Origin of the sequence: Paraflavitalea soli (assembly GCF_003555545.1) — a bacterium.
GTDB lineage: Bacteria > Bacteroidota > Bacteroidia > Chitinophagales > Chitinophagaceae > Paraflavitalea > Paraflavitalea soli.
In genome coordinates this window covers 2880265-2904289 of record NZ_CP032157.1, presented here as the reverse complement: position 1 = coordinate 2904289, position 24025 = coordinate 2880265, and the positions used below count along the sequence as shown (strand labels likewise).

The following is a 24025-nucleotide window of genomic DNA, read 5'->3' as shown; positions in this document are numbered from 1 at the left end:
AGAATTCCGGGTTACCTGCTTAATATTTTCTTTAGTTTATTGTTGATCCTGGTGGTGACAGGCTTTTTCCTTTTCCAGAATGATCGTACATGGTGGCTGTCGTAACCTGCGTTGGCCAATATGAAATCAGGGTGCCGGCTGGTAAGGAAGGCGTCATCTACGGGTCTATTGTGAAAGGAGTGTACACCTCCGGTATGGGTGCCTGTGTGGCCAATATTGGTGACCAGGTTTTTGCCTGGCACGATGCACAAGCCACCATTGACCTGCAAGGACAATACATATTGATAGTCCCAAGTTTTCCTGGTCACTATGTCCCGCTCTGCATAGAGGCGTTGGTACCGTTGTGTCCAGAAGTCTATTTCTATTTTTGAGCCAAAGAGGTTACTAAAGCCGCCGGCCTCTGAAAAGGGCTGCCAGGCATCGAGTGAAATGTCATAATGGTTCCAGCAACGTTTCCAGGTAGCCCATCCCCATATATGGATGGCGCTGCGTGAAAAAGTATAGCTGGCAGGAAGTTCATATTCTTCATTGTAGTTATTACCACTAACCATCCATACACGGGTATCGTTCTTATAACGCTCCAGCATCTCGCGACAATAGGTAAAGAAGGCTGGTGAAGGAACGGTATCATCTTCCAATATGATGGCGCGCTCTTCGTGCTGGAATATCCATGAAATAGCTGAGGATACGCCTACGGCACAGCCGAGGTTCTTTTCAGGGAAAAGTACCTGGAGTTCGCATGGCCAGTCAATCTCCTGCAGCAGGGCGCGAATAGCGGTCCTGGCTGTTGCATCTTCCGTATTGCCTGCGCGGGGCCCGTCGTTAAATACATACAGCCTGGCAATCCGTGCCTTCCGGATCTGCTCAAAAACCTGTCTCGTATAATCTGGCCGGTTGAATGTTACTAATAAAACCGGCGCTTCGGGATGCTGCACCATGATTACGGGTTAAGATGTTTTATTGCCAGGTTGAAATATTTTTTTGTTCATGTATAACCAGGCCAGAAAGCCGATGCTGATGACAGACATGATAGCGTAGGCTAATACCTGTCCCCAGGCGGCGCCTGCAAATCCATAATTATTGATCAGTGCTATATACATTATGATGACGAGTATGGAACCGGTGAGCTTTTCCACCAGTGATAGTTTTGAATAGCCGCAGGCTACGATGGTCATGGACAAGGTAAAGCTGATGGACCGGGTGATGCTGGCAAATACCATGATACGGGCAAAGCTGGTAGCATCGAGGTAGCGGTAGTTGGTAAGGATACCCATTACCAGTTCGGCGGTAGCGAGGAATATTAATACGGGTGCTATCTTCAATACATTGGTGGTAAGGATCACTTTCATTAATCCCTTCCTGTTGTTGTTGGCTACGTGGCGGTAGAAATCGGGCTCAAAGGTAGAGTCGATAGAGGTGGAGAACAAGAGGAAGTAGGAGGCTATTTTTACGGCCACGCTGTACAGGCCAAGGCTGTGTACATCATCCACCCGCTCCAGCAGCAGGGTATCAAAGCCTGAAAAGAAATAAGTGAGCAGGGCTGATAACATCAGAGGCCAACAAAAGCGCAGGGCATCTTTGGCGATGGCGAAATTGAGGGAAGCCTTCTTTACCTGTTTTCTAAATGCATAGACGCCAAAGATCAGGTTTACGATGAATAAGCCTTCCATGCGTCCAATGGCTTCTCCGCGCATGGCTACTACGAGCAACAATACAAATACTACATTGAGCAGGTTGTACAATACGTTGATGTTAAAAAATGCTTTTGCTCTCTTTTGCAGACGCAGGTGCATGAAGTAGAAAGAGAAAATGCACTGCAGGTATACCTTTCCAAAGGCCAGCAAAGCAAAGGGGTAAAAGTCAAAGGTAATATGCTGCAGGTTGAAATAGATCTTGAGGCCACCCAACAGGAGGGCAGTGGTGAAGAGTCCTACAATGCCCTGAAAGAGTACGAGGGTGTTGAGGGCTTCCTCCCGCTTAGGTTCATCCCATGTAAAATAGTTCTTTGCATAATAGGAAGACAGGGAAAAACTGAGGAAGGGAAGTATAAACAGGCTGAATGAATCATAATATCCAATGACGGCAAAGTTTTCGGCCGACAGGTGGGATGACAGTAGTGGATTGAGCAATAACCCTATCACCACCTGTATAATATTGGCGGTGAAGTAGAGGGAAAGATTCCTGATGGAATGTTTGTGATTTATATATAGCCTGCTGATCTGCATGCCTGTGTTATTATGATTCTGCATGATAGCTTCCATATCCATATCCGTAGCCATACCCGTAATGACCTTTCCTGATGTCTACATCATTGACCACAATATTGATACGGGGCAGGGTTTGCTTATGGTATAATTTTTCTACCAGCCTGATCTGCTGGCGGTAGGTGTAATGATGCCTTACGACGTAGATGGTAAGGTTGGCATAAGAGGCCATGATCTCTGCATCGGTTACCATACCGGCAGGGGGCGAATCGATGATGATATAATCATAGCTGGCCTTTAATTCTTCCATGAGCTGGGTTACTTTAGGCAACATCAGCAATTCGGTGGGGTTGGGGGGCAGTGGACCTGATGCGAATACATCAAAGTTGATCTGTTGACCGGCACCTTGTATCATGGTACGCCAGTCGGCACCTTCTGAAATGATGTAATTGGTAAAGCCTGTTTTTTGCAAGCCCAGGTTTTCTGATATTTTTGGTTTGCGGAGATCGAGCTCCAGCAGGATCACTTTCTTATTGGCCAGGGCGAGGGTGGCGGCGAGGTTGATAGACAGGAAAGATTTTCCTTCCCCGCTCATGCTGGAGGTGATGAGGATGGTTTTTTCCAGCTTATTGGGTATCAGGTATTGGAGATTGGTACGCAGAGAACGGAACTGTTCTGCAATCAGCTGCCTTGAATTCATCGTGACGGCTACGACCTGGTTGGCGTTGTTATGACCAATTTCTGCCAGTACAGGTATGGTGGTATTGTTAACAATGTCTTCCATAGAAGCCACTTTGGTATTGATCATGTCTTTTCCAAAGCTGATGGCAAAAGGCAAAACGAGGCCACCCATTAAACCCACGAAAAGTATCATGGTCTTGCTGGGTTTGAAGGGGCTGGGGTCGGATTTGGCGCGGTCGATGACCCGTGCACTTGCAATGGTAGCCGATTTGGAAATGGCGGTCTCCTCCATCTTCTTCAGCAGAAACAGGTACAATTCCTGTTTGATGGCCTGCTGACGGGAATAATCGAGGAAAGTCCTTTCTTTAGCTGGTATGGTGGTGATGGTAGATTCCATGCCTGCTGTTCGCTTCTTCAATTCACTAACACTTACTTCGATGCCTTTTTTTACAGAAGCTATGCTGCTAAGGAGTTCGATGCGCAGGTTGCTCAATTGCTCTTCGGTAGTGATGACGGAAGGATGGCTGGCGGTTAAGCTCATGAGCATCCTATCGCGCTGCATCTGTGTTTCGTTGTATCTTTGAACAAGGGCTATAAAGTTGGCATCCTGCATGACCAGGGAAGAGGGGACTACCCGGGCATTGTTGAGGTTGTCTTTTAAGAATTGTTCCAGGGCCTGTACTACAGATAACTGCACTTCCTGACCAGTTTGCTGTTTGGCATATTCACTGGTGTTTTGCAGGAGTAAACCTGATTGGGCGGTGAGGTCGGTTAGTTTATTGTCTGTCTTAAATCTTTCGATGTCTTTTTCAATATCGTTCAACTCGCCAAATACAAGTCGCAACCTTTCCTGAATAAATTGGATGGTGCTGTCGGCAATCCTGTTTTTATCGGTTACGTTGGCCTGCATATAGGCGGCGATCAGTTGATTGAGGATGGCTTCTCCCTTAGCGGGTATGATATCGCTTAGGGTAAGGTAGATAACGCTTACCTGTTTATTGGGGATCTCCACTTTAAGGGAGGCCAGGTATTTCTGGGTAGCGGCGTCTACGGGGACAACTGCAATGGTGAGGGGGGTCTCATATTGCCATTTGGCATAACCTGCTGCGGGTGTTACCACGGCAGGGCCTTCGGGTAATTGTATGGTATCGCCCAGGTGGCCTTTGTATTCCTGTTCGTTATTGGTTAAGGTGAAGTTGGTAATGCTGCTTTTATTGAACTGGAGCACATACTGGGTCTTAATATCGGAGGTGTCGGTAGAAGGTACGAGGAACCTGAAGTCTACGGGCCTTCCGCCATAGGTTTCTGTGTTCTTTACTTTGCCTTCTGAATAATAGCTTACATTGAGGCGCATATCCCTTACGACCTGCTCCATGAGGGACCGGCTTTTAAATATCTCTGCTTCGTTGTCCACATTGCTTTTTCCCATCAGTCCAAAATCACGCAGGATGCTTGCTTCACCGAGATCGGTGCTTTTATTGTCATCCTGTACCAATACAGAGGCATGGATCTTATAAGCAGGAAAGGATATCCGGAGGTAGCAATAAGCCAATCCTACGCCCAAAACGGCGGATACAATGAGCCAGGGCCAGAGCCTGAAAAATTTGTTGGCAAACTTCTGGATCAGCTGGTTGCTTTTTTCCGCTTCCTGTGCTTCTATGTTTACAGCTTTATGTTGTATTGACATATCCATGCTTAGAGTCTTGTAAAAATGACAACGAGTAAAGAAAGACCTGATGCCAGTAGTGTAATGTTCCTTGCTTTGGCAGCATCTGTAGAAGCTATTTTTGATTTGGCTGGTTCCACATATACTACATCGCCCTGCTTAAGGTAGAAGTAGGGCGATAAAAGGGTGGCAGACGAGTTGAGGTCAAACCGGATCATATTTTTGGCGCCCGCTGAATCTCTTATCAACAATACATTTTCTCTTTTTCCATAAATGGTGAGATCACCGGCCATACCGATGGCATCGAGAATGCTCACTTTTTCGCTGGGTACTACATAGGTGGCCGGGCGTGCTACTTCTCCGAGTACGGTAACATTAAAATTGGCGAAGCGTACATTGACAACGGGGTTCTTATAATAAACGGCCACCCTGTCGTGGATGGTGTCTCTTGCAATAGCGGTAGTCATACCACCTACCATGATCTTTCCTATTACGGGCAATTCGACCTGGCCCTTACTATCTACCAGGAATCCACTGATAGCGGCAGGGGGGGCGGGGGCAATGCCGGTTGATCCGGGTTGAATGGTAATGGAGTTGGCATTGGCGGCAGCCAGTATATTATTGACCTGGGGGTCGAGGGTGAGTATTGAAATCTGGAGGATATCATTCGGCTGAATGGTAGGCTCGCGATAAGGAGCGCCAGCCAGGACCTTAGGAGAGAGGTAAAGAGAATCCGGTGTATCCTGAAAATAAGTGATCTTTTTATTGGTACCACATGAACAGGCAAACAGGATTGCGCATAGCAATAAAGGCACTACAGAATAGGATCGATTTAACCGGGTCATTGGTTTTATCCGATATTAGATTTTGACTAAATGGTTTATCAACTTACAACCTGGTGGCACAGTAGCCTGAGCAGGTGATGAATCAAAGCAACGAAACGATGGCAAGCAACCGGGGTGTTTTCCCAATATTGGATTACAAATCTCTAAACGGGACAAAGTGGTGTTTATTATAACCGCACCTATTTAATTTTTAATTAATTAGGTCGGCTTGCTCTCATATATGAAATGTGCCAGATGTGATAACTAAGAATTAATACTGTGGGAGTTGGGTATACTAAAAAAAATACATCCCGCCCCGGCTAGCGGGATGGGATGTATCTGGAGGAACATGGATAATAGCGTACGGAGAAATTGCTATCGAAACTGTTGGTTGGGTGTGATGGCTTCGACAACCCTTCGACAAGCTCAGGGTGACAGCCGTTAACATTAGTTGACCCTGGTCACATCGGTGAATTTAAGTTCAATGATATAGGTGCCCTCCATTTTGAGGGTGAAGGCAAACCGTGGGTTTACAGAATACAGTCCGGGTGTAAAGCCGTCTACGGTTGCAAACTGGCTGGGTATGCGGTAGTAGATCAGGTGGCCCCAGTCGGTGGTGGCGTCTACATACTTGGCCAACGGGAAGGGGGCTACTTCAAAATCGCAGACCATGGCGGTATCTGTAAACTTAACCGGGGTAAATTTTGCATAATTCTCAAAGGTAGGGCGGTCGCCACGGCGGATGATCTCACCGGCTTTGGGATTGAAGGGGTTACCATTCTTATCGGTTAGTTTCAGGATGATCCTTGCGCCGTCGTTGGATACTTTGGTAAATGTGAGCTTTGGGTTCTTATGGGGGGTGGCTGCACCGGTCACATTATGAAAAGCATTGGATACATTATCTTCCTGTACAAAGATGTCGTCTGCTACGGGGTCTACGATGTTGATTGTCGCGAAAGCCGGAAATATCTTAGTACCATGCACGTTGGTAGCCTGTAGGTCAAATGTATACTTGCCCAAGGGGATATTAACAGAGCCACGGTTGAAGCTAATTTGTCCGCTAATGGGGTTAAAATCCATTGGAGGTATGGTCTTCTTCTCTCGTTTTTTATCCAGTTCAGCCACTGTGGTATCTGTCTTAATGTCGAAGGCCATGCCTGGCTTAAACAAGAGGACTTCATATTTCTCAAAGAATTCCTTAGGAGCTGGCTTGCCGTTCTCATCACGTAGGTTGAGCATTTCAAAATTCATGGGCGGTGTTGAGCCATCGATATCTATACGTTGTGTTTGTACCAGGGGCAGGCCACGCAGACAATAGATATTTTTATCGATATAGCGCATGGTATCGCTAAGGAAACCTTCCTGTATTTTTTTACAGGCAGCGGTGACCAATACAACGCCGAGTAGTAAGATGATTATTTTTCTCATATTGAATATGCTTGTATGTAAGAAAATAATGATAGCGTTTGGGATTATTATTTAGGTAACTCTTCGGTGTTGAAGAATAACCGGTGGTAATCATCCAGTACATGAATAATGCCGGTGGTAGTGATGATGCCGGTGGTTTGGCAGTCAACACTCATGTCTTTGTCTTTTGCGGGAATTTTCTTCGGATCAGGCTCGGTCTCGTCACGGGTAGCGATCACCTTAGTAAAATTGATGTAATCCACATAATTAAGATAAGGGTTAAAATCGTCGGCCTTTACTCTTCTTAGTTTGATGTAGAAAGCTGTATTAGGTATAGTACCCAAGAGGTTTTGAATATATTTCCCCTCCAATGTGAGCTTATCCCTGCCCAGATCACCAGTATACATGTACATCTTTAATGAATCTTTTATCTCCTGCAGCGGTAGGCTATCTAGGGTATATATGATATTTTCGTCATTCAGTTCTTTAGCTTTTTTATAGTATCTAGCTCGAACAAATTCATCGACGCTGAAATTGGTACTAGCAAAGAAGGTGATATTGCCGTTGATGGCATCTTTTAAACCAGCCCTGTCTATCAATCGTATCAGGGAAGAGAACTGGGGCTTTGATTTGAGAAAATCGTAGGTTGTCATGTTGACCCTGGGATCGTGTGTGCCGCCATCATTTTTATAGCCATCCTTTTTGCAGGATACGAGGCTTGCCGCTATCAGGAGAACAAATATGCCTGGAATTATATTTTTCATAAACGAATAGTTAATTGAGTTAAACATGTGATGTTTAGATCTTGCCCAGCCAATAAGAGGTTTGAACCAGGAACCTGTTTTCCTTGAATAAGCCAGGGTTTACCGGCCAGTAAAAGCCGCCACGGGTAAACCTGCTTGCAGTAAGCCAATCTATAAAGTCTTCATATTTCCTTGTGCGGAGCAGATCATAATAGATATGACCTTCCAGGTACAATTCTTTCCCCCGTTCTGTTACATATTCCCACATAAGATCATCACGGGTATAGGTGTCATCTACGCGGTTGGCAGGATTAGAACCATTTCTTTCGCGGTTGTCGTTGATGATCTGAATGGCTGTAGGGAGGTCATTTTTGTACAGGGCGATTTCTGCCTGCAAGAGTTTCATGTCTGCATAGCGGAAGATGATCATGTCATTGCTCAGGTAAGCATCGAGGCTCTGGCCGGGGTTGCGGTACACTACATTGCTGTACTTGCGGCACATGGGCTCGGTAGAATTTACATAATCGAAATTCTTACGGTAGCGGATGTCCATGGTATCAAGCGGTCTTACCCAATCAGAACCATTCCAAAACCAGAACTGGTAATTGTTGTTGAAATAGGCAGAGGGTACCCAGAAGCGCGCACTGTTGCCAAAATAATCCACGTATTCTTCGCCACGCAGGAATTCCAGGCCAATATGGTATTTGGACCCTTCCTGTGTTCTGTCGTCCATATACAACTGGAAGATGCCTTCGGAAGAAGTAACAGTATTGTTACGACCGATAAAGGTCATGTAATAATTAGTGGTATCGGTGTAGGTGTAACCACCCTGCGCCAGCAGTTTAGTAACGGTAGTATCGGCATTGTTCACATCCACCGGGTTGGGTACAGTGGAGTTGAGGTTGCTCATGGTGGCGCGCCAAAGGTAGAGGTGTGTAAGCAATGCATAAGCTGCGCCCCTGTTGGCGGTCACCGCTCTTTCCTGCTTTACAGCATACCCCCATTCCAATAAGGCTGCGGCTTCTTTGGCATCTTTTTCAATTTGTTTCCATACATCAACGGCGGGCGTACGAGGAAGTTGAGGAGCAGTGAGGGGATCTTCATAGGATTCAATGACCATTGGCACATCGCCCCATACCCGGGTCATTTCAAAATAGGTGAATGCCCGGAGAAAGAGGGCCTGGCCTTTTATTTTATTTTTGAATTGTTGGATATCACTGGTCAGGTCACTGAAATCAGCATCGGTTGATTTATTGACCTTGTCGATGATGAGGTTGCTCATGGTGATGGTCTTGAAGAATTTGGTCCAATCACCCAGGGAGTTGAGGTTGTATTTGAAAGTAAAATCACCATTCTGGATACCTTCCAACCCGTCGCCATTATACTTAATGGTAAAGTAATTTTTGGCTATAGCGTCCCCGTACATATAGTAACGGTTGTTTTTATCGGTCAGGGCATCTCTTAGCAAGGCGTAGTTGCCTGCCATGGCGCCTGAGTAATCGCGGGCTGATTTCCAGAACACTTCGCCATAGGTAGAGTTTTTAGGGGTTTGTTCCAGTATTTTTTTACAGGCACTACCCGCCAGCACACACACCAGCAATATGGCGAGGGTATATATTGATAAACTGCGTTTCATAGTTTTCCTTTTTTAACGTTTACATTAGAATTGAACTTCCAGGCCTAGTGTGAATTTCCGGGGAATGGGATAACCCGCGCCACTGTATTCTCCATAAGAGTTTACGGCTTCTGCATCGGGCAGGTCTTTAGAACGCTGGAACATGGCCACATTGTCGATAGAACCGAAAACTTTGAACCGGTCAATCTTGAATTTGCTCAGCAAGTTGCGGGAAAGGTCATAACCCAGTATGATGCTTTTGACCCTGAAATAATCGCCTTTTTCCAGGAAGAATGTTTGGGCAGAGGTATAGTAATAACGATAACTACCTAAGTCATACTTGGCGTATTCGGCTTTGTCACCTGGTTCGCGCCAGATGTTGTATTTATTGAGGTCGGCGATGGAAAAGCGGGCAAAATTATAATTGGCGCTGCCGTCCTGTGAGTTGGCAAAACGATCGGACTTAAAGAGGTTCAATACATCTCTTCCAAATGTGAAGGTGCAGAATACGCTGAGTGAAAGGTTTTTCCAGGTAAAGTTGTTGGTAATACCACCGGTTACTTTGGGGTTGGGATCACCAACAGGCATTTTATCAGGGTTGAGGCCTTCATTGAATACATCAATCAGGTAATCACCATCGAGGTCGGCAAACTGGAAATCACCGGCGCGGTATTCTCCGTTTGGATTTCTAAACAGCCCACCTGTAAATGGATTGACGGGCACATCTTTATCTGTGGCATATACTCCCAATGTTTTGTACAGGTAAAATGCATTGATGGGGCTGCCTACGGAAAGAATATGGTTTTTGTCGAAACGGTCGCCATTCAATACCAGGTCGCGGCCACCATTGGGCAGGTTCATGATCTTGTTCTTATTGAACCCGATATTGAGTCGACTGAACCATTTTAATTCACTCTTGCTGGGTAGGAGGTTGGCTGCCAGGGTTAATTCCACGCCGTAGTTACGTACACCAATGGAGTTGGTTTTGGCTACATCATAACCAGAAGTTACGGGGAGCAATACAGAGAATAAGCCAAAGGAGTTTTCTTTATTATAGAAATCGAGCGAGGCAGAGTATTTGCCATTCTGGATCTCCACATCGGTACCAATATTCCATTGCTTTGATCTTTCCCAGCTCAATCCTTTCTGTGCGGCGCCATTATAGAAATTGGGGGTAACGGCTGTGATGGAGTTGTAGGTGCCTGCTCTGTCGTTACCATTGAAGGGAACGTCGTTTACATTGTACAGGTTATACTGGAGATAGTTTTCGTTGGGCATGGCTCCGGAAGTACCCAGGCTGGCGCGCAGCTTGATCATAGAGAAAGTGTTGGTTATTCCTTTCATCCAGGATTCTTCTGTCATGATCCAGGCTGCTGAAGCAGAGGGGAAGAAGCCCCATTTGTTGTCTTCACCGAAGCGGGATGATCCATCGGTACGTACGCTACCGGAAAGGAGGTATTTGCCATCAAAATCATAGGCCATACGTCCGTAATAGGACAATAAACCATAGGCCTGGTAATCGGAATAGGCGCCTATTTTAAGTTGCTGGAAGCCCTGTACTACCTGGATCTGGTCAGATGCACCACCTGAACCGGAGGCGGTGGTATATTGATATTGATCATAAGTAAATTCCTGACCGCCTACCACACTGAGGTTGTGCTTTCCAAAGCTGTTCACATAGCTCAGGTAGTTGGACGACATAATGGTTACACCATTGTCGGAGAATGTGTAGGAGTAGTTTCCATTGTCATTCATCAGTTCGCTGGTGCGGTTGTAGTCGCGGCGGGCATTCCTATAGATATAGGAAGTGAGTGAGGTGAGCCTTAAGTGACTATTGAAATTATATCCAAGGTTCAAGGTAAAGTTGAACTGGTTGCTGATGTTTTTGTCGAGGTTGTCCTCATATTGTCCCAGTAGGAAGGCTTTTTTATTGGGATCGAGGTTAAAAAGGGAGGTCGGCATGTTGCCGGCACCCAGGCTGATGGGGCTGTTGCCATCACCATTACCACGTGACTTGTCGGTACGGGAATAGTTGATGATGGGGTTGATCTCGAGCTTGCCGCCCAAAGTACGGGCGCCCAGGTTGAGCCTCATGGTGTATCTCTTGAAGCCGGTGGCCTTGATGATACCCTTTTCATCGTAATAATTGGTGCTGAAACGATAGTTGGTACCGCCATCACTTCCGCCGCTCAGGCTGAGGTCGGCACTTTTAATACTTCCAGATTGGTAAAACATATCCTGCCAGTCGGTATTGCCATTAAAAGCGGGGTTGAGGCTATCTGTGAGCAGGTAGGGCAGGCCTCTTTTTTGGGAAGGTTCGAGTTGCTTCAGTAGGATGTCCATCTTGGCTCTTCTTTCTGCTACCCCGAGTGTTACATCGCGCAATTCAGGGCGCTGAACAATACCGGCGTAACCGGATACGATCACTTTGGGTGCACCGCTTCTTCCTTTTTTGGTAGTGATGAGGATCACCCCATTGGCTGCGCGGGAACCGTAGATGGCTGCTGCGGAGGCATCTTTTAATACATCAATGGATTCAATATCGTTGGGGTTTACACCACCGAGGTAGTTCATGCCGGTACCGGTACCTGGACCTACATAAGTTTCGGTAGGCTGGGGAACCCCATCGACTACATATAAAGGCGTATTGAGTACGGTATTTTCATCGTAAGCTGAAGTAATGAGTGAACTACCGCGAACGCTTACAGAGGGTGTAGCGCCGGGAGCGCCGCTGAAGTTCTGCACGTTTACCCCGGAAAGCCGTCCCTGGAGTAATTGGTCAAAGCTGGCAGCAGGCAGGTTGGCCAGTTCTTTCCCGGAAATGCTGGAAATAGCGGCGGTATTTTTCTTACGGGTTACTTTCTGGTAACCGATGACGACTGTTTCGGTAAGATTGCTGTTTGACTCGGCTAACTTGATGGAGAGTGGGCGTTCGTTGACGACCTTAACGGTTTGTGGAGCATATCCTACGTAGGATATTTCAAGTACATCATTGACCTTGGTTGGGATCGAGAAGAAACCTTTGTCATTGGTGGTAACGCCTCTTTCGGTGCCTTTGATCTTAATACTTACACCCGGGAGGGGTGCGCCTTTGGCATCGGAAATGACTCCTGTGATCATTACTTCCTGTCCCAGCATACAAAGGGACAGGCATAGCAACACACATGATAAAAAGAACTTTTTCATCATTACAGTAAGTTTGGTTTGAGCCTTAAAGGTAGGGGTATTCACATGATAAACTTACGCAGAACTTAACTTTTCTTTAACCTATTTTGCCTTGACTAAAACAATTTAGCAAGGAATGTTGAAGTGCAACCGTTTGCGCAGGGATTAGCGGTTGAACGCTTGATTTTTGTGTGTAGGATTTACGCTTTATCAAGGGGACATGATAACTTTAAGTTGATAGGGTTGATGAAAGCAGGGGGGAATTATCCCAGCTCTTTATCTGGTTGCCTGATCAAAGGGTATGGATGCGGATCTCTAGTGGTGTTTGGGTATTGCCTTGGGTGGGAGGCGCCAGCTTCCCTCTCAGTCTCTGCGAAAAGTGGCTGTTTTTGTGTTTGTCGCTATTAGCATACTCTATCCATACTGAAGGTATACTGAAGCTATGCTGTAGCCATAATGAAGGGCAGGTGATTATTGATTTTGTCTTGTACTGATTATTAGTCGCTGTTGTTTTTGTCACCTTGCCTTCTGGCTCATTGCAAACGTACTATATCAGCAAGGCCATTTCCAAATGCGTTATGACAGTTTCCGAAATCTTCATGCGAATCGATGCATAATGGTTGAAAAAACAACCATTATGCCTGCAAACAAACGAAGATTGCGGAAACGCCCACTTCGCATTTGGAAACGGGTATCCGGCTATCGTATGTTTGTGTGGAACAGTTACCAAAGCAATTGACCATGTGGACGAGGCCTCTAAGCATGGTTGATGGAACTAAGTGTTGTGCAACACTGAAAGCAAGCTTTGAGCCACGAGCTTAGAGCTGCGAGCGCCCGCTGTGGCGGGACAAGTTGTGGCGGGACTAGTTTTTTTAGCTGTTGGCTACAAGCGGTTGGGTTTTAGCAGTAGCTTTTACCATTTCAGCTCTTTGCTATTTGCTTTTGCAGATAGCTACCGGCTGAGGGCTATTGCCACTGGTTTTCGTTTTCACCACTGTGATCAATGAAAGGCCTGGTGTGCCAGCCACCAGGCAAACAGGACAAGGGTCCGGATGCAGCGGGGAATGAAAGGCAGGATTTGGACGGGATGAGGAGCTGACTTTAAAAGTCGAAGCTGTTAGGGTCTGACGGCGATGTAGTTTATTTTTAAACATTCAACTGTATGATAGGTACAGAGGAGTTTGTAATTACCTGTATTGATCTGATATTTGTATGGAATGGCCCCGCTTGAGAGAGCGGGGCTATTTTTGTCTGAACCGGGATTTATTGGATTGGTGGGATGGATGGGAAGATATACTCTTCTGGCCCCACTACTTCGGGTTTTAATCTGGCTGCTTATATTTTCGTCTTTGGCTAGCTTATTGAGGCATATTTCGTACATTGAATAAGGGAATAATTTTTTATGGAATACCTGTCTGTCTTCAATTCTTCTGTTTCGATCAAACCCGCCAGGGGTGTGCATTCGCCGATCAGAAACAATACAAATCCGCATTGCGCCTGCATTTGAGTACTGAAGTGATACTATTGCTTCACTGTTCCTTTACTGTTGCTTTACTGCTGACCCGGACTTAACCACGGAGAACCCAGGACTGACCCGGGAACTACTATGGCCCTGATGGGGCATGCACCACCCGGTGATCAGGAAATGATATGGGAAAGAGCCGGGTGCTGCCCCCCGGAAAGCCCTTTCTATGGAGCGGGATGGGTGCCGCCTGGGGCGGGCGAATCGCCGGTGTTACCGTTCATCAAGGGGTGTCCCAGATCTTATCACAGGGTGTTCCAGGTGGTATCCCAAAGGGTTAGGAACCGGCACTATGGAGCTGTAATTTTAGTCTGTACAAGATTTAACAATTCATTGCGACACCAGGCGACAATGCAGGCCAGGGTGCGACAGCGGCCATTTGGTGATGGTGAGCAATGATGATACATTCAATAAAAATCAACGTGTATGGCCAGGTATGTATCGAATATAGAGATCCATGGATCGATTGGAGGACAAACTTACTTTACGAATGGGTATGGCAAGCAGGTAAAGGAGAAAGGAAGTCCCAGCGCACATGCCATGAAGCATGGCGCCAACTTCCTCAATACGCGGCGCAATGCGGCGGAGTTCGGACGGGCTGCGGCTGCTTCGAAGCTCTTTCGCCAGGCGATGGGGCCGGTGCTAGCTGGTGTGAACAATCAGCGGTTGAGCAGCCGCATGGTTGGCTGGCTGCATGATGTGATCATGGGTGATCGCATACATGACAAGGGAGAACGGACAATGAGCGCGGGGGACTTTTCGGGGCTGGCAGGATTTGAGTTCCATGTGGACAGGGAACTGGATGATGTGCTTCCTTTCAATACGGCCAATCATCTTAGCCGGGAAGCAGGTAAAGTGAAAATTGATATCCCGGCATTCCGGCTGCGGAAGAAGAAAAGCATACCGGTGGAAGCTACGCATTACCGGTTGGTAAGCTGCCTGCTGACAATCGATTTTGACAAGAGAAGGTTTGTCCGGGACATACAGGAAGGGCCGCTTTGTGTGATGGGACGTGCGGCAGGAGCTGGCTTTTGCGTGGAGCAGGAGATTCCGCCAGTGGATGAGCAGGGCTGTTTCTGGCTGGTGGGCATTGCGTTTTATCAGCTGGTGGGTGAAACGGTTAAGTTGGTGAAGGGAGGCGCGATGCGGGTGGTGGAGTGGATTGGGGAAGGCAACGAGGCATCGAGGCTAGAAGGCAACGAGGTGGAGATGATGGTGACGGAAATAGAAAAAGGGCCGAAGCCCTTAGTGATAGACGCGGCCGGGCACGGGAGGCAAGGCCTGGCGGCTGGTGCTGACCATGAGGATGCGGCCTTTGTACTGCCTTTCAAAGGCCGCCTGCCGCGAAGGGCCCACAACGAAAACGGTGCACTGCTCAATGCCCACCATAGAGCAGGAAGTGGAAGCGACGAGGTAATACTTCATAACAAAACAATTAAAAATGAAAAAATAACAGCAAAAGCTGCCTGCAGTATTCAATGCGGCATGAGCGCAAGGCCAAAAAGGAAGCGGAATAAATGCGCGGATTATATCAGCCGATCTTCGCTACCGAAGCTGGTGCGGGATGTACGGATGCTGATTGGTACTGAAGCTTTATGCCGAACCGTTTTTGGCGGCTGGTGGGCGGGGGAAAGGCAGCGAGGCAATAAGGCAATGGGCAACGAGGGGGAAAGCTGCTTTATGGTTTTAAGGATGTGATCTACTGTAGCATTTTTTTCAATGAATAGGTGAGTTGGGTGGGCCCAGCTGTGCCCAGGCAGGGGCCGGCATGCCGCATTATTTTGCTGGCGGGTTTTTGATGTTTTTGGGAGGAAGTAGAACGGGCTGAAACCTTATGATGTGTTGTATTGATGTAAGGGCACCAGTAGCCCTGCTGTTTTTGTAAAAACTGCTCGTTTTAGCCAGGTATGATATATTCATACACTATCTATCCATCATCCATACACCGTCGATATACCGTCTTCGCGTTATCCATCCAAGGTCTTTTTCTGATCCTGCCAAATTAAGCGGATAACGATATGGTTTTTTCTCATGGATGTCGTTCTGTAAGCATCGTACAAGCTTAATCAAAAAAAGCATGCTACCCAAATGAGGTTGGCCGGATATGGTTTAAATGTCCGAAATGATACAAAGTGTCTGGAATGTGCTCTTTCGCAGGCCGGTCTTTTACCGGTTTAATATCCTCTTAAGCCAGTGAACCGGTTTTATATCCATTGCAGAGATATCACATAAAACAGGCTATATTGTTGCGCCAGGGCGGATTGATTGAATAAGTAATTGAGTTTAGGTGTGTAGGTGACTGAAATGGACATAAATGACTAAATTTGCCACAAATTTCTTCCAGGCGCTGATTAAGATTGTTGTTTTGCCTGAAGGCAATATTTATGAACCTGCGCCTTTAATACCCTCGCGGTACGGAAGGACTATGGCTCATATATGGGTGCTCTCCCTGGGAGGTATGGGATGCCGCCAATGGGTGGCAGCTAACTATGGTAGATCGAGTATTAAGGATATACTAGCCAGGCACAAGTACGCCGCCCTCAATGCCAACTCTGCATCGTCGAGTAGAGCAGGGCATTACAGCCCTACCCGCTCACAGAACCGTACGTGACAGTCTCCCGTCATACGGCTCTTGTTATCCCGTAATCAGTTTATACCTAATCGCCAGTGGTAGAATAATTTTGGGGTAGCTAACTTCAGTTCCCTGTACTTCTTCACGCCATCATTTAAGCCTGTTAACCGGTATTTATTCTTTACCCATTTCACCAGCCGCTTGTTCAGATACCACAGCACCTCGTACGTTTCCCACTTTTCATACTTTCCATAGTAGTTTATCCATCCCCGCAATTTACTGTTCAACCTTCCTGCTATGTCCTCAATTGTTTGCTCTGTATCCTTTATCAGTAAAACAGCTTGCATTTCCCCCCGTATTTTCTTCTTACCCGCCTTGCTAATAGCTGGCAGGAAACACAGAAACCGGCCACCACGATTGCTCTTCCGCATTCGGGGTTGAAAATCAAATCCCAGAAAGGTAAAGCTCCTGTTGTCGTGCTCCTTGTCTCTGCGATAGTCTTTACAGTATACTATTTTTGTCTTTTCGGGGTGCAACTCCAATCCATACAATCCCATCCGTATCCGTATAGACTCCAATAGCTTTTCCGCCGCTTCCTTACTGTCACAGTGTACTACTATATCATCGGCATAACGTTCAAACGGATTGTTCCGGTTTTCTTCCAACATCCACTTGTCCAGGCATTCATGCAGATATAAGTTGGCTATCAATGGACTGACTACTCCACCCTGAGGTGTCCCTTTCTCCCTGGTTGTAATACTTCCATCTTCCTGCTCCACTCCGGCCTGCAGCCATCTTTCTATGTACATTAACACCCATTTGTCCCTGATATAGGCCTGTAGCAGTTGCTTTAACATGGCATGGCTGATATTATCAAAATAACTTTTGATATCTATATCTATTACCCATGCATATTGCCGGCAGTTTTGCCGACACTGCTCCACTGCATCATGTGCACTCTTTCCCGGGCGGTAGCCATATGAACCTGGATGGAACTGTTGATCAAGCATTGGTTCTACATACTGCTTTACTACCGTTTGCGCAATACGATCGGTTACAGTAGGGATGCCTAATGGTCTTTTGCCTCCTTGCTTTTTAAGTATATACACTGTGCGCACCGGTGGTGGAAAATAGCTTCCGCTGCTCAAACGATTCCAGAGTTTGTACAGGTTTCCAGACAGGTTGACATCAAACATCCTGATGCTTTCTTTGTCTATTCCAGCACTCCCTCCATTTCGCTTTACCTGCAGCCAGGCTTCCCATACCATCTGTTTGCTCACAGGTAATGATTTGGTAAGTTCGTTGTTCGTCATCCCATTGTTTTAATGGTTGTGTCCAATTAGTATTACCGGGATAACCAAAGCCCTTCGCTCTTTACTGCTTTCGCAGCATGTCTTCGCTACTATGGCTTTGTCCGACGCTTCGTAATGCTTCTCATGCCTGCGGCATGATTGAGCAGCACTATGAACTGTAGAATATTCATTGAACAGTCTCCCGCCTCCGGCGGGATTCATGCTGAGCACTCCGGCACATCACTACGACAGCCTCTCACGTTCCCTAGATAAGCCTGTGTAAAGCTCCTGCCGTCTTTTTGCCGCCTGCCTTGTAGCCGGTTAACAGGTTATCCGCTACAATTATCCTGTATCCGCAAGATTTATACAGTTTTGACAAGTAGGTACTATTTCGACAATTCTATAACGGTTCATTTGCATTCAGCTTCTTTACACGCACCTGACGCCTATAGACGCCTTTTCCTTAATCGCTCAATACCATAGCTTTTTTATCTACAGCATCATTAAGGTGGTTTGCACACTCCGCCTGTACAGCGTGTGCGGTGGGCCCACCACCATCTTATCTACAGCATGGAAAAGAACTTATCCAACTTCCTTTCTTTCGTGACACACCTTGCGCCAGTGGGAAGCTGGTGACTAAGTCAAGATGTTTTAGTCATACGGTAGGGGCAGTATGGGATCGTATTACAGTATGCCGAATAATTCGGGTCAATAAAAAAGCGCAGGTAACCCCTGCGCTGTAAAGTTGAGGATACCCATACATGAGACGGGTACATTCTTCCTTTTGCTAAAGTATCAAGATTAGTTTGATGATTTGAAATTAGCATTGCCATATTTATCTACCATTACACTAACGCCAATGCCAATATCTGTAAGCGGAATTGATATACTATAATTTATTTTGACAGTACTATCCATTGTTTCGACTTCGGGATATAAGAGAACACCGTAATTTCTCAAATTCTCTTCCAGATAATTTTCAAAATCCGATTTTGTAATGTTCTTTTCAGTAACTGTTACACCATTTTTTTTAATGGTAAGTATGGTATTAAAATTGTGGGTAACGAAGTTGTTAAGCTTATAAACTTCAACATATTTATTAGGAACTGTTATTGCACTGTCTCTTAGACAATAATGCTTCATAGTAATCTTGAAAGTGTCCTTTGAAATGATATATGAAGAATCGATATAAATAGGGTCGTCATACATTAATGTATACTTCTTAATAATATCATCGAGTTCATGGTCCTCCTGTGATGTATCAATTACAGGTTTCACAGGCAATACACTATCACTGTTTTCTATGGAGTCTAATAAGTTGTCCGAAGCTTGATTTGGTGCATTTACACACCCAGTAAAAAGTAGAGTAAATAATAAGAGACTAAAAAACTTCATTGTAGTAGATGGTTTTAATATTTATGCTAATACATTTACTTATTTCTGGCCTTTTCAGCTTCTTTCCTTAGGTAAGCACCAGCATTTTTTAACCCTTTGCCTTCAACATAATTAGCCATCCGAAGCAAGCGAGCAGACTCTTCATTTTGATTTTCATTTCCTTTGGCATCTGGTTTCGAGTCCCATTTATAAAAGCCATTTATTCCTCCCCATAATTTTGTATCGGCCGAAGTGATTGTTCGTTTTTCGGGGCCGACACCGCCATGTGAATCTATCATTTCCATGCTGGTAATATTGCCATTTCTGTCTTTAGTTACATCTGTTACAAGCCCTGTATGATAAGGATACCCAGTTTCAAAATGGAATGTTACAATATTACCTGCAGTAACATCTTTTTCTTCAACTTTCTTTGTATTGCTCTCAATATTTAAAACACCAGAAGTTTTGTCTCCACTGTTTGGATTAGATTCACCTCCAGCTAAAACACAGCCAGATACTAAACCTGAACAATCGACTTTTTCTCCAGGCTTTCCTTTAGCCCCCATATCGTACTGATTCCCTGCTGCTTTTTTATCTACGTATTCTTGTGCTTTTCTTATGGCGTTATTGCGTTGTGTTGTATCTCTTCCGTCAGGATCAATAAGTTTTATAGGATCATTGTATACATATGCATAAGGAGTATTATTATAGTGATTATTCTCAATTGCAGGATCTATCACATGCCACCTCCCGATCTGCGCATCATACATCCTGGCTCCATAATCATACCATTCCAGTCCACTGCCATCACTGAACTCTTTTTCCTGCTTCTCCTTGCCATTGTACTCGTATTTATTATCCAATTTCCCTACCGCTTTGGAAGATATCCCCGCCATGGTCAACCCAAAGGGATAATAATGCGTTTCCTCGGTGATGGGGCCGGTAGTATGCCTGATACTCAGGTTATCAAAGAACACATTCCAGTTCTGAGTTTCATTGCTCACATAAATATACAAAAATCCGTTTTTGGTCATAGGGATTAAGGAAGCAGCGATGGGTAGTACCTGGTTGGGGCCACTCACGGCCACTGCACCGCTGCTGGCCGCCACATATTTAAGCTGCTCATCCAGCAGTATCCAGTTGAGGTAGGCTTTGGGCTTGCCGTTGCCAGTTTGTGACGACTGCTTATCTCCGCGGAAGGTAGTAACAGCACTGGCCAGCGGGCCTGAACTGTTGTTCAATTGCAGGATGGTGCCTTTGCTTTCTCCCACGGCTCCCACGATGCCCCCGGCCAGCGAAGAAAGGATGGTGGGGACCATGTCGGTGCCGTCGTTGTAGCTGCCGACACTGCTGTAAAAATGGGATACCGAAACATCCACCTTATCGCCGCTCATTACCTTCAGCACGATGGCGGGGCCTATTTTGTTGCCATCGGCACTCACTTTAGCTACGATATCATTGGGACTGGTAATGGGATTGGGGTTGCTGGGGTAACCACCGGGCACGGAGGATTTGGCAACAGCGGTTTGAGCAATATTATAAAAAAGCTGCTCCTCTTTGGTCCGATAAGCGGTTTCCATGGAAGCCAGGTATTGGGTGGTATCGGTTTGTTCGGTCAGCACCATGCGTACATTACCCAGGTGATCTTTGAGGAAGTAGTCGTACTGGAACTGGTAGGCACTGTCTCCATTGGTAAACCTTCGCTTGGTATAACGCAGCCTGCCTTCCTCGTGACCTAAGAACTGCAGGGTGTCGTTTTCATAGACAGCACCACCAAGATAGAGGGTTGTCTTTAGTGGCTTGCCAGTTTCCTGTACTTCTTTTTTCAGCTTATTGCCCAAGGCATCGTAGGTATAGGTAATACCTCCTTTATTGCCGCCGCCCGGTGCTTTTACCTGTACATAGCGCACCAGCTGAAGCTGGTTGTACGCAATGCCGTTTTCCATATCCTTATTGCGGTCGCTAGCCAGGTGACCATTGGCTTCATAGGTGTAGTCTACGGTGGAATTGGTTTTTCCTCCCGGCAGGGTTTGCATATACAGGCCAGAGGCACGGAAATCGCCCAGTTTGGTAGCGGTATCATTCACCCGGTCAATTACATTCAGGAGCTTGTTGCTATGTGCATAGTAGTTGTACAGGAGGCTGTCGATGACCACACTGCCACCCGGTTTCCAGCCCCGCTGGTTCATGGTGAGGATATTGCCATTGGCATCGTAGCTGAGGCCGGTGGCGCTGAAGTCTATACCGGCATTGAGGTTGAAGGTGCTGCCGGTAAATTGTTTGAAGTATGCGTTGGTAAGCCGGTTGACGGCATCATAAGTGAAGTCATAACGGCGTACGGGGTTATCGCCGCCGCTTTTCCAGAGCATGCCGGCGATATTGCCATTGAAGAGATTGTCAGCATAAGGATCAGACACGCCATTGACACTGAGGGCCTTTTTATCATAGGCCAGGTCAAACCCAAAGTAATTGGTAGTGCTGTTGCTGTCTTTGGCATAATTACGGTTAGATCCCAACATCCATCCCCTGATATTGTAATCATAGGTAAGGGTTTCCAATGGCCCTCCTGCGGCTCCGCCGGTGGGCGAAAGGGTCTTTTTCTTTAATTGCCCCAGGGCATCATATTCATGGCTGGCTATTACCTGTTCAGGCTTACTGATATTTTGACTGTTAATGGTACTGTTTACCGCCTTTTTCGTGGTAAGGAGGCGGCCCAGGTCATCATAGGTCAATTTGGTAATGGTAGTATGGGTTTGAGGGTTCACACCGGCCTTCTGCTGTTTTTGCACGATGACCAGGGGCTGGCCATTCCAGGCATACTGTGTGGTGGTCGCATCCTGGCCACCCGTAATATTGGTAGCCTTGGTTTGTATGATGCGGCCTTTCTCATCATAGATATTGAGCGAGTATAAATAAGAAACAGTATTACCCACCACCCGTGTGCGGGTGCCGGTCACCATGCCGGTAAATAGGCTTGTTGGGGTATTGGCCTGCGGATAGGGGTAGCTGGCCGAGGGGGACAGGAGGTAAGAATCATAGTTGATATCATAGGTGGCATTGAGTGTGGTAGAATAGTTACTCAGCCAGGTATAATTGTCATAAAAGGTATTGGTATATTCTTCTTCAACATAATTGTTCAGGTCGGGATAGTTGGTGCTGCTCCAGGCAGCACTGGTATGGAAGGCAAGGTTATCATAATTGGTAAGATCGGGAATGAATCCGGTAGCAACCGGCCTGTTGAGGTTATCATATTGGGTATACATCCAGCCTTTGTAACCTAATCGCATGTTGCGGTCCTGTGTGAGTACGAGCCGGTCACGGGCATCATATACCATGCGTACCTCACCGCCATCGGGTACTTTTTTGCGGATCATACGGTTGCGGGCATCGTATTCATAGCGGAAACATTGACCTCCCAGGATCAAGGCAACGGTAGACGCATTAAAGGCGGCAGGTGCGATGTGTTCTACGCCGCGTGGCTGGATCACGGCCCTTAACCGGTTGAGGTCATCATAAATATAGTAAGTGCAGAGCCAGCCTGTATATCCACTGCCGCTGCCATTATCAGCAGTGGCAGTGTTTTGCATTTTTTTAAGTATGAGTTGTCCCTCTTTGTCCTTAAACTCTATGACCTGCTTGCCTTGTTCATCAGCAGTGATGTTCTTGTAAAGTTCTCCCGCTGCATAAGCGCCAGTAACGGCGAAGGTGCCAAAATCATTAACTACATCCGTGATCTCCCAGATCTTTACACTATCGGTAATTGTATTGAAATAATATTTTGCCTTTACAGAACGCCGGTCATTTTCTGCCGCCTGGGAGGATGATCCCACCCAACTGACGCCGGGCGAAAAACTTTCCTGCACACGGTTGAGGGGAGATGCTTCAAAATTAGTCTGGCTGTATGCCCAGTTGAGATTGTTGCTGCCTATATTGGTCTCTCCAGTCTGTCCGCTTAATTGTGTATTATAAAACTGTATTTGTTGCTGAAGGGGATTGTTTTTAAAAAGACCATCGCTCAAGGAGGTATTACCTCCGGCATTATTGGCCGCAAAGGGGAGGTATTGGTATTGTTCACGGCCAAACGCATCATAGACTATCGTGCTGACAAAATCTGTGGCACTGGTAGATGAAGATGGATTGGCTGGATTGGTAACCAGGGATCCTTTTTTAACTACGGTTTGGATTGGACGGCCCAGCCCATCGACATAGGTGGTGGATTGCAGCACATCCTGTAGGTTGCGGTTCATTAAAGTGGCAGGGTTTTGCTCGGGTGCCAGGGCATCCCAGGTACGAATATAGTTTACCTTTAACGTGGTGGTATAGGGCGCTTGCGGCATGACCTGGGCCTTGACAAATGAAGCTGGCAAAACTGCCAACGCGAAACAGGTGATTTGCCTGACTATATGAAGTTTGCTCATTTTGCTAAGTATATGCTGGTTAAGATCAGTTGTTGATAATAGCATTTTCCAATTCTTTAGCTAAAGGATCAGTTGTTGAAGAAAAAATACCAACAATGGCCCCTTTTTTATTGATCAGGAATTTTTGGAAATCCGCATTTACCGGGTTGTTGACCACACCATTATTTTCTATCTGGGTGAGCCATTTATACAATGGTAACTGTGTGTAGCCAGATACCGTTGATTTTGCAGCGACCAGGTAATGGGTGTGGTATTTGTTTTTGAGCGTTTCCTGTATTTGCTGATCACTTAATGGTTCTTTTGTAAAGCTATTACTGGGAATGGCTATGATTGTAAGGCTGTCTTTGTGTCTTTGATATAAGGTCTCAAGATTACCTAGTTGGGATGCAAAATGACTGCTTGTGGCAATGTTGACAATGAGTATTTTTTTACCCCGGTAGTCATTTATATTAATAACATCACCTGTTGCCGATGGAATGGTGAAATCGTAAATTCCTGCAAACAGTATAAGATGGGTTATATATAACCAAAGATTCATTATT

General features: G+C 46.1%; 13 protein-coding genes. 1 reads left to right on the top strand and 12 read right to left on the bottom strand.

Annotation, left to right across the window (positions count from 1 at the left end; translation table 11 throughout):
* Positions 1 to 11 precede the first annotated feature (11 nt).
* The 8 genes from D3H65_RS10715 to D3H65_RS10680 form a co-directional block, all read right to left on the bottom strand.
* The gene (locus D3H65_RS10715) at positions 12 to 938 is read right to left on the bottom strand and encodes a glycosyltransferase family 2 protein (protein ID WP_119050306.1); all 927 of its coding nucleotides are present in this window, start codon (positions 936 to 938) and stop codon (positions 12 to 14) included.
* A 9-nt stretch (positions 939 to 947) separates the two neighbouring features.
* Entirely contained in the window at positions 948 to 2279 is a 1332-nt protein-coding gene (locus D3H65_RS10710; protein WP_119050305.1) for a lipopolysaccharide biosynthesis protein, read from the bottom strand.
* The gene (locus tag D3H65_RS10705; protein ID WP_162915547.1) at positions 2236 to 4572 is read right to left on the bottom strand and encodes a GumC family protein; all 2337 of its coding nucleotides are present in this window, start codon (positions 4570 to 4572) and stop codon (positions 2236 to 2238) included. Before D3H65_RS10705 ends, D3H65_RS10710 begins: the two co-directional genes overlap by 44 nt.
* An 8-nt stretch (positions 4573 to 4580) precedes the next feature.
* Positions 4581 to 5396 (bottom strand): polysaccharide biosynthesis/export family protein, encoded by an 816-nt coding sequence (locus tag D3H65_RS10700; protein ID WP_119050303.1) that lies wholly within the window; start codon positions 5394 to 5396, stop codon positions 4581 to 4583.
* A gap of 426 nt (positions 5397 to 5822) precedes the next feature.
* A complete protein-coding gene (locus D3H65_RS10695) occupies positions 5823 to 6803 on the bottom strand; it encodes a DUF5007 domain-containing protein (RefSeq protein ID WP_119050302.1) in 981 nt (326 codons plus the stop codon).
* A 47-nt stretch (positions 6804 to 6850) separates the two neighbouring features.
* Entirely contained in the window at positions 6851 to 7546 is a 696-nt protein-coding gene (locus tag D3H65_RS10690) for a fasciclin domain-containing protein (protein WP_119050301.1), read from the bottom strand.
* A 34-nt stretch (positions 7547 to 7580) separates the two neighbouring features.
* A complete protein-coding gene (locus D3H65_RS10685) occupies positions 7581 to 9161 on the bottom strand; it encodes a RagB/SusD family nutrient uptake outer membrane protein (protein ID WP_119050300.1) in 1581 nt (526 codons plus the stop codon).
* Positions 9162 to 9185: 24 nt separating this feature from the next.
* The gene (locus tag D3H65_RS10680) at positions 9186 to 12329 is read right to left on the bottom strand and encodes a SusC/RagA family TonB-linked outer membrane protein (protein WP_119050299.1); all 3144 of its coding nucleotides are present in this window, start codon (positions 12327 to 12329) and stop codon (positions 9186 to 9188) included.
* A gap of 1924 nt (positions 12330 to 14253) precedes the next feature.
* Here D3H65_RS10680 and D3H65_RS10675 point away from each other — a divergent pair.
* Positions 14254 to 15525: a hypothetical protein gene (locus D3H65_RS10675; protein ID WP_119050298.1), complete on the top strand. Its 1272-nt coding sequence runs from the start codon at positions 14254 to 14256 to the stop codon at positions 15523 to 15525.
* A 948-nt stretch (positions 15526 to 16473) separates the two neighbouring features.
* Here D3H65_RS10675 and ltrA read toward each other — a convergent pair.
* From ltrA to D3H65_RS10655, 4 genes are all read right to left on the bottom strand, one after another.
* Positions 16474 to 17712, bottom strand: coding sequence for a group II intron reverse transcriptase/maturase (ltrA, locus tag D3H65_RS10670; protein ID WP_119050297.1), 1239 nt, complete (start codon positions 17710 to 17712; stop codon positions 16474 to 16476).
* A gap of 780 nt (positions 17713 to 18492) precedes the next feature.
* Positions 18493 to 19086 carry a hypothetical protein gene (locus D3H65_RS10665; RefSeq protein WP_119050296.1) on the bottom strand — a complete coding sequence of 198 codons (594 nt, stop codon included), beginning with the start codon at positions 19084 to 19086 and terminating at the stop codon, positions 18493 to 18495.
* Positions 19087 to 19121: 35 nt separating this feature from the next.
* Positions 19122 to 23402 carry a DUF6443 domain-containing protein gene (locus tag D3H65_RS10660; protein ID WP_211345664.1) on the bottom strand — a complete coding sequence of 1427 codons (4281 nt, stop codon included), beginning with the start codon at positions 23400 to 23402 and terminating at the stop codon, positions 19122 to 19124.
* Between the two features lie 106 nt (positions 23403 to 23508).
* Positions 23509 to 24021, bottom strand: coding sequence for a glutathione peroxidase (locus tag D3H65_RS10655; RefSeq protein WP_119050295.1), 513 nt, complete (start codon positions 24019 to 24021; stop codon positions 23509 to 23511).
* Between the last annotated feature and the right edge of the window lie 4 nt (positions 24022 to 24025).

Coding starts and splice junctions, on each gene's coding strand:
- D3H65_RS10715 (WP_119050306.1), bottom strand. CDS start 938: ATGGTGCAGCATCCCGAAGCGCCGGTTTTATTAGTAACATTCAACCGG.
- D3H65_RS10675 (WP_119050298.1), top strand. CDS start 14,254: ATGGCCAGGTATGTATCGAATATAGAGATCCATGGATCGATTGGAGGA.
- D3H65_RS10655 (WP_119050295.1), bottom strand. CDS start 24,021: ATGAATCTTTGGTTATATATAACCCATCTTATACTGTTTGCAGGAATT.
- D3H65_RS10690 (WP_119050301.1), bottom strand. CDS start 7,546: ATGAAAAATATAATTCCAGGCATATTTGTTCTCCTGATAGCGGCAAGC.
- D3H65_RS10700 (WP_119050303.1), bottom strand. CDS start 5,396: ATGACCCGGTTAAATCGATCCTATTCTGTAGTGCCTTTATTGCTATGC.
- D3H65_RS10705 (WP_162915547.1), bottom strand. CDS start 4,572: ATGTCAATACAACATAAAGCTGTAAACATAGAAGCACAGGAAGCGGAA.
- D3H65_RS10685 (WP_119050300.1), bottom strand. CDS start 9,161: ATGAAACGCAGTTTATCAATATATACCCTCGCCATATTGCTGGTGTGT.
- D3H65_RS10660 (WP_211345664.1), bottom strand. CDS start 23,402: ATGCCGCAAGCGCCCTATACCACCACGTTAAAGGTAAACTATATTCGT.
- D3H65_RS10665 (WP_119050296.1), bottom strand. CDS start 19,086: ATGAAGTTTTTTAGTCTCTTATTATTTACTCTACTTTTTACTGGGTGT.
- D3H65_RS10680 (WP_119050299.1), bottom strand. CDS start 12,329: ATGATGAAAAAGTTCTTTTTATCATGTGTGTTGCTATGCCTGTCCCTT.
- ltrA (WP_119050297.1), bottom strand. CDS start 17,712: ATGACGAACAACGAACTTACCAAATCATTACCTGTGAGCAAACAGATG.
- D3H65_RS10710 (WP_119050305.1), bottom strand. CDS start 2,279: ATGGCTACGGATATGGATATGGAAGCTATCATGCAGAATCATAATAAC.
- D3H65_RS10695 (WP_119050302.1), bottom strand. CDS start 6,803: ATGAGAAAAATAATCATCTTACTACTCGGCGTTGTATTGGTCACCGCT.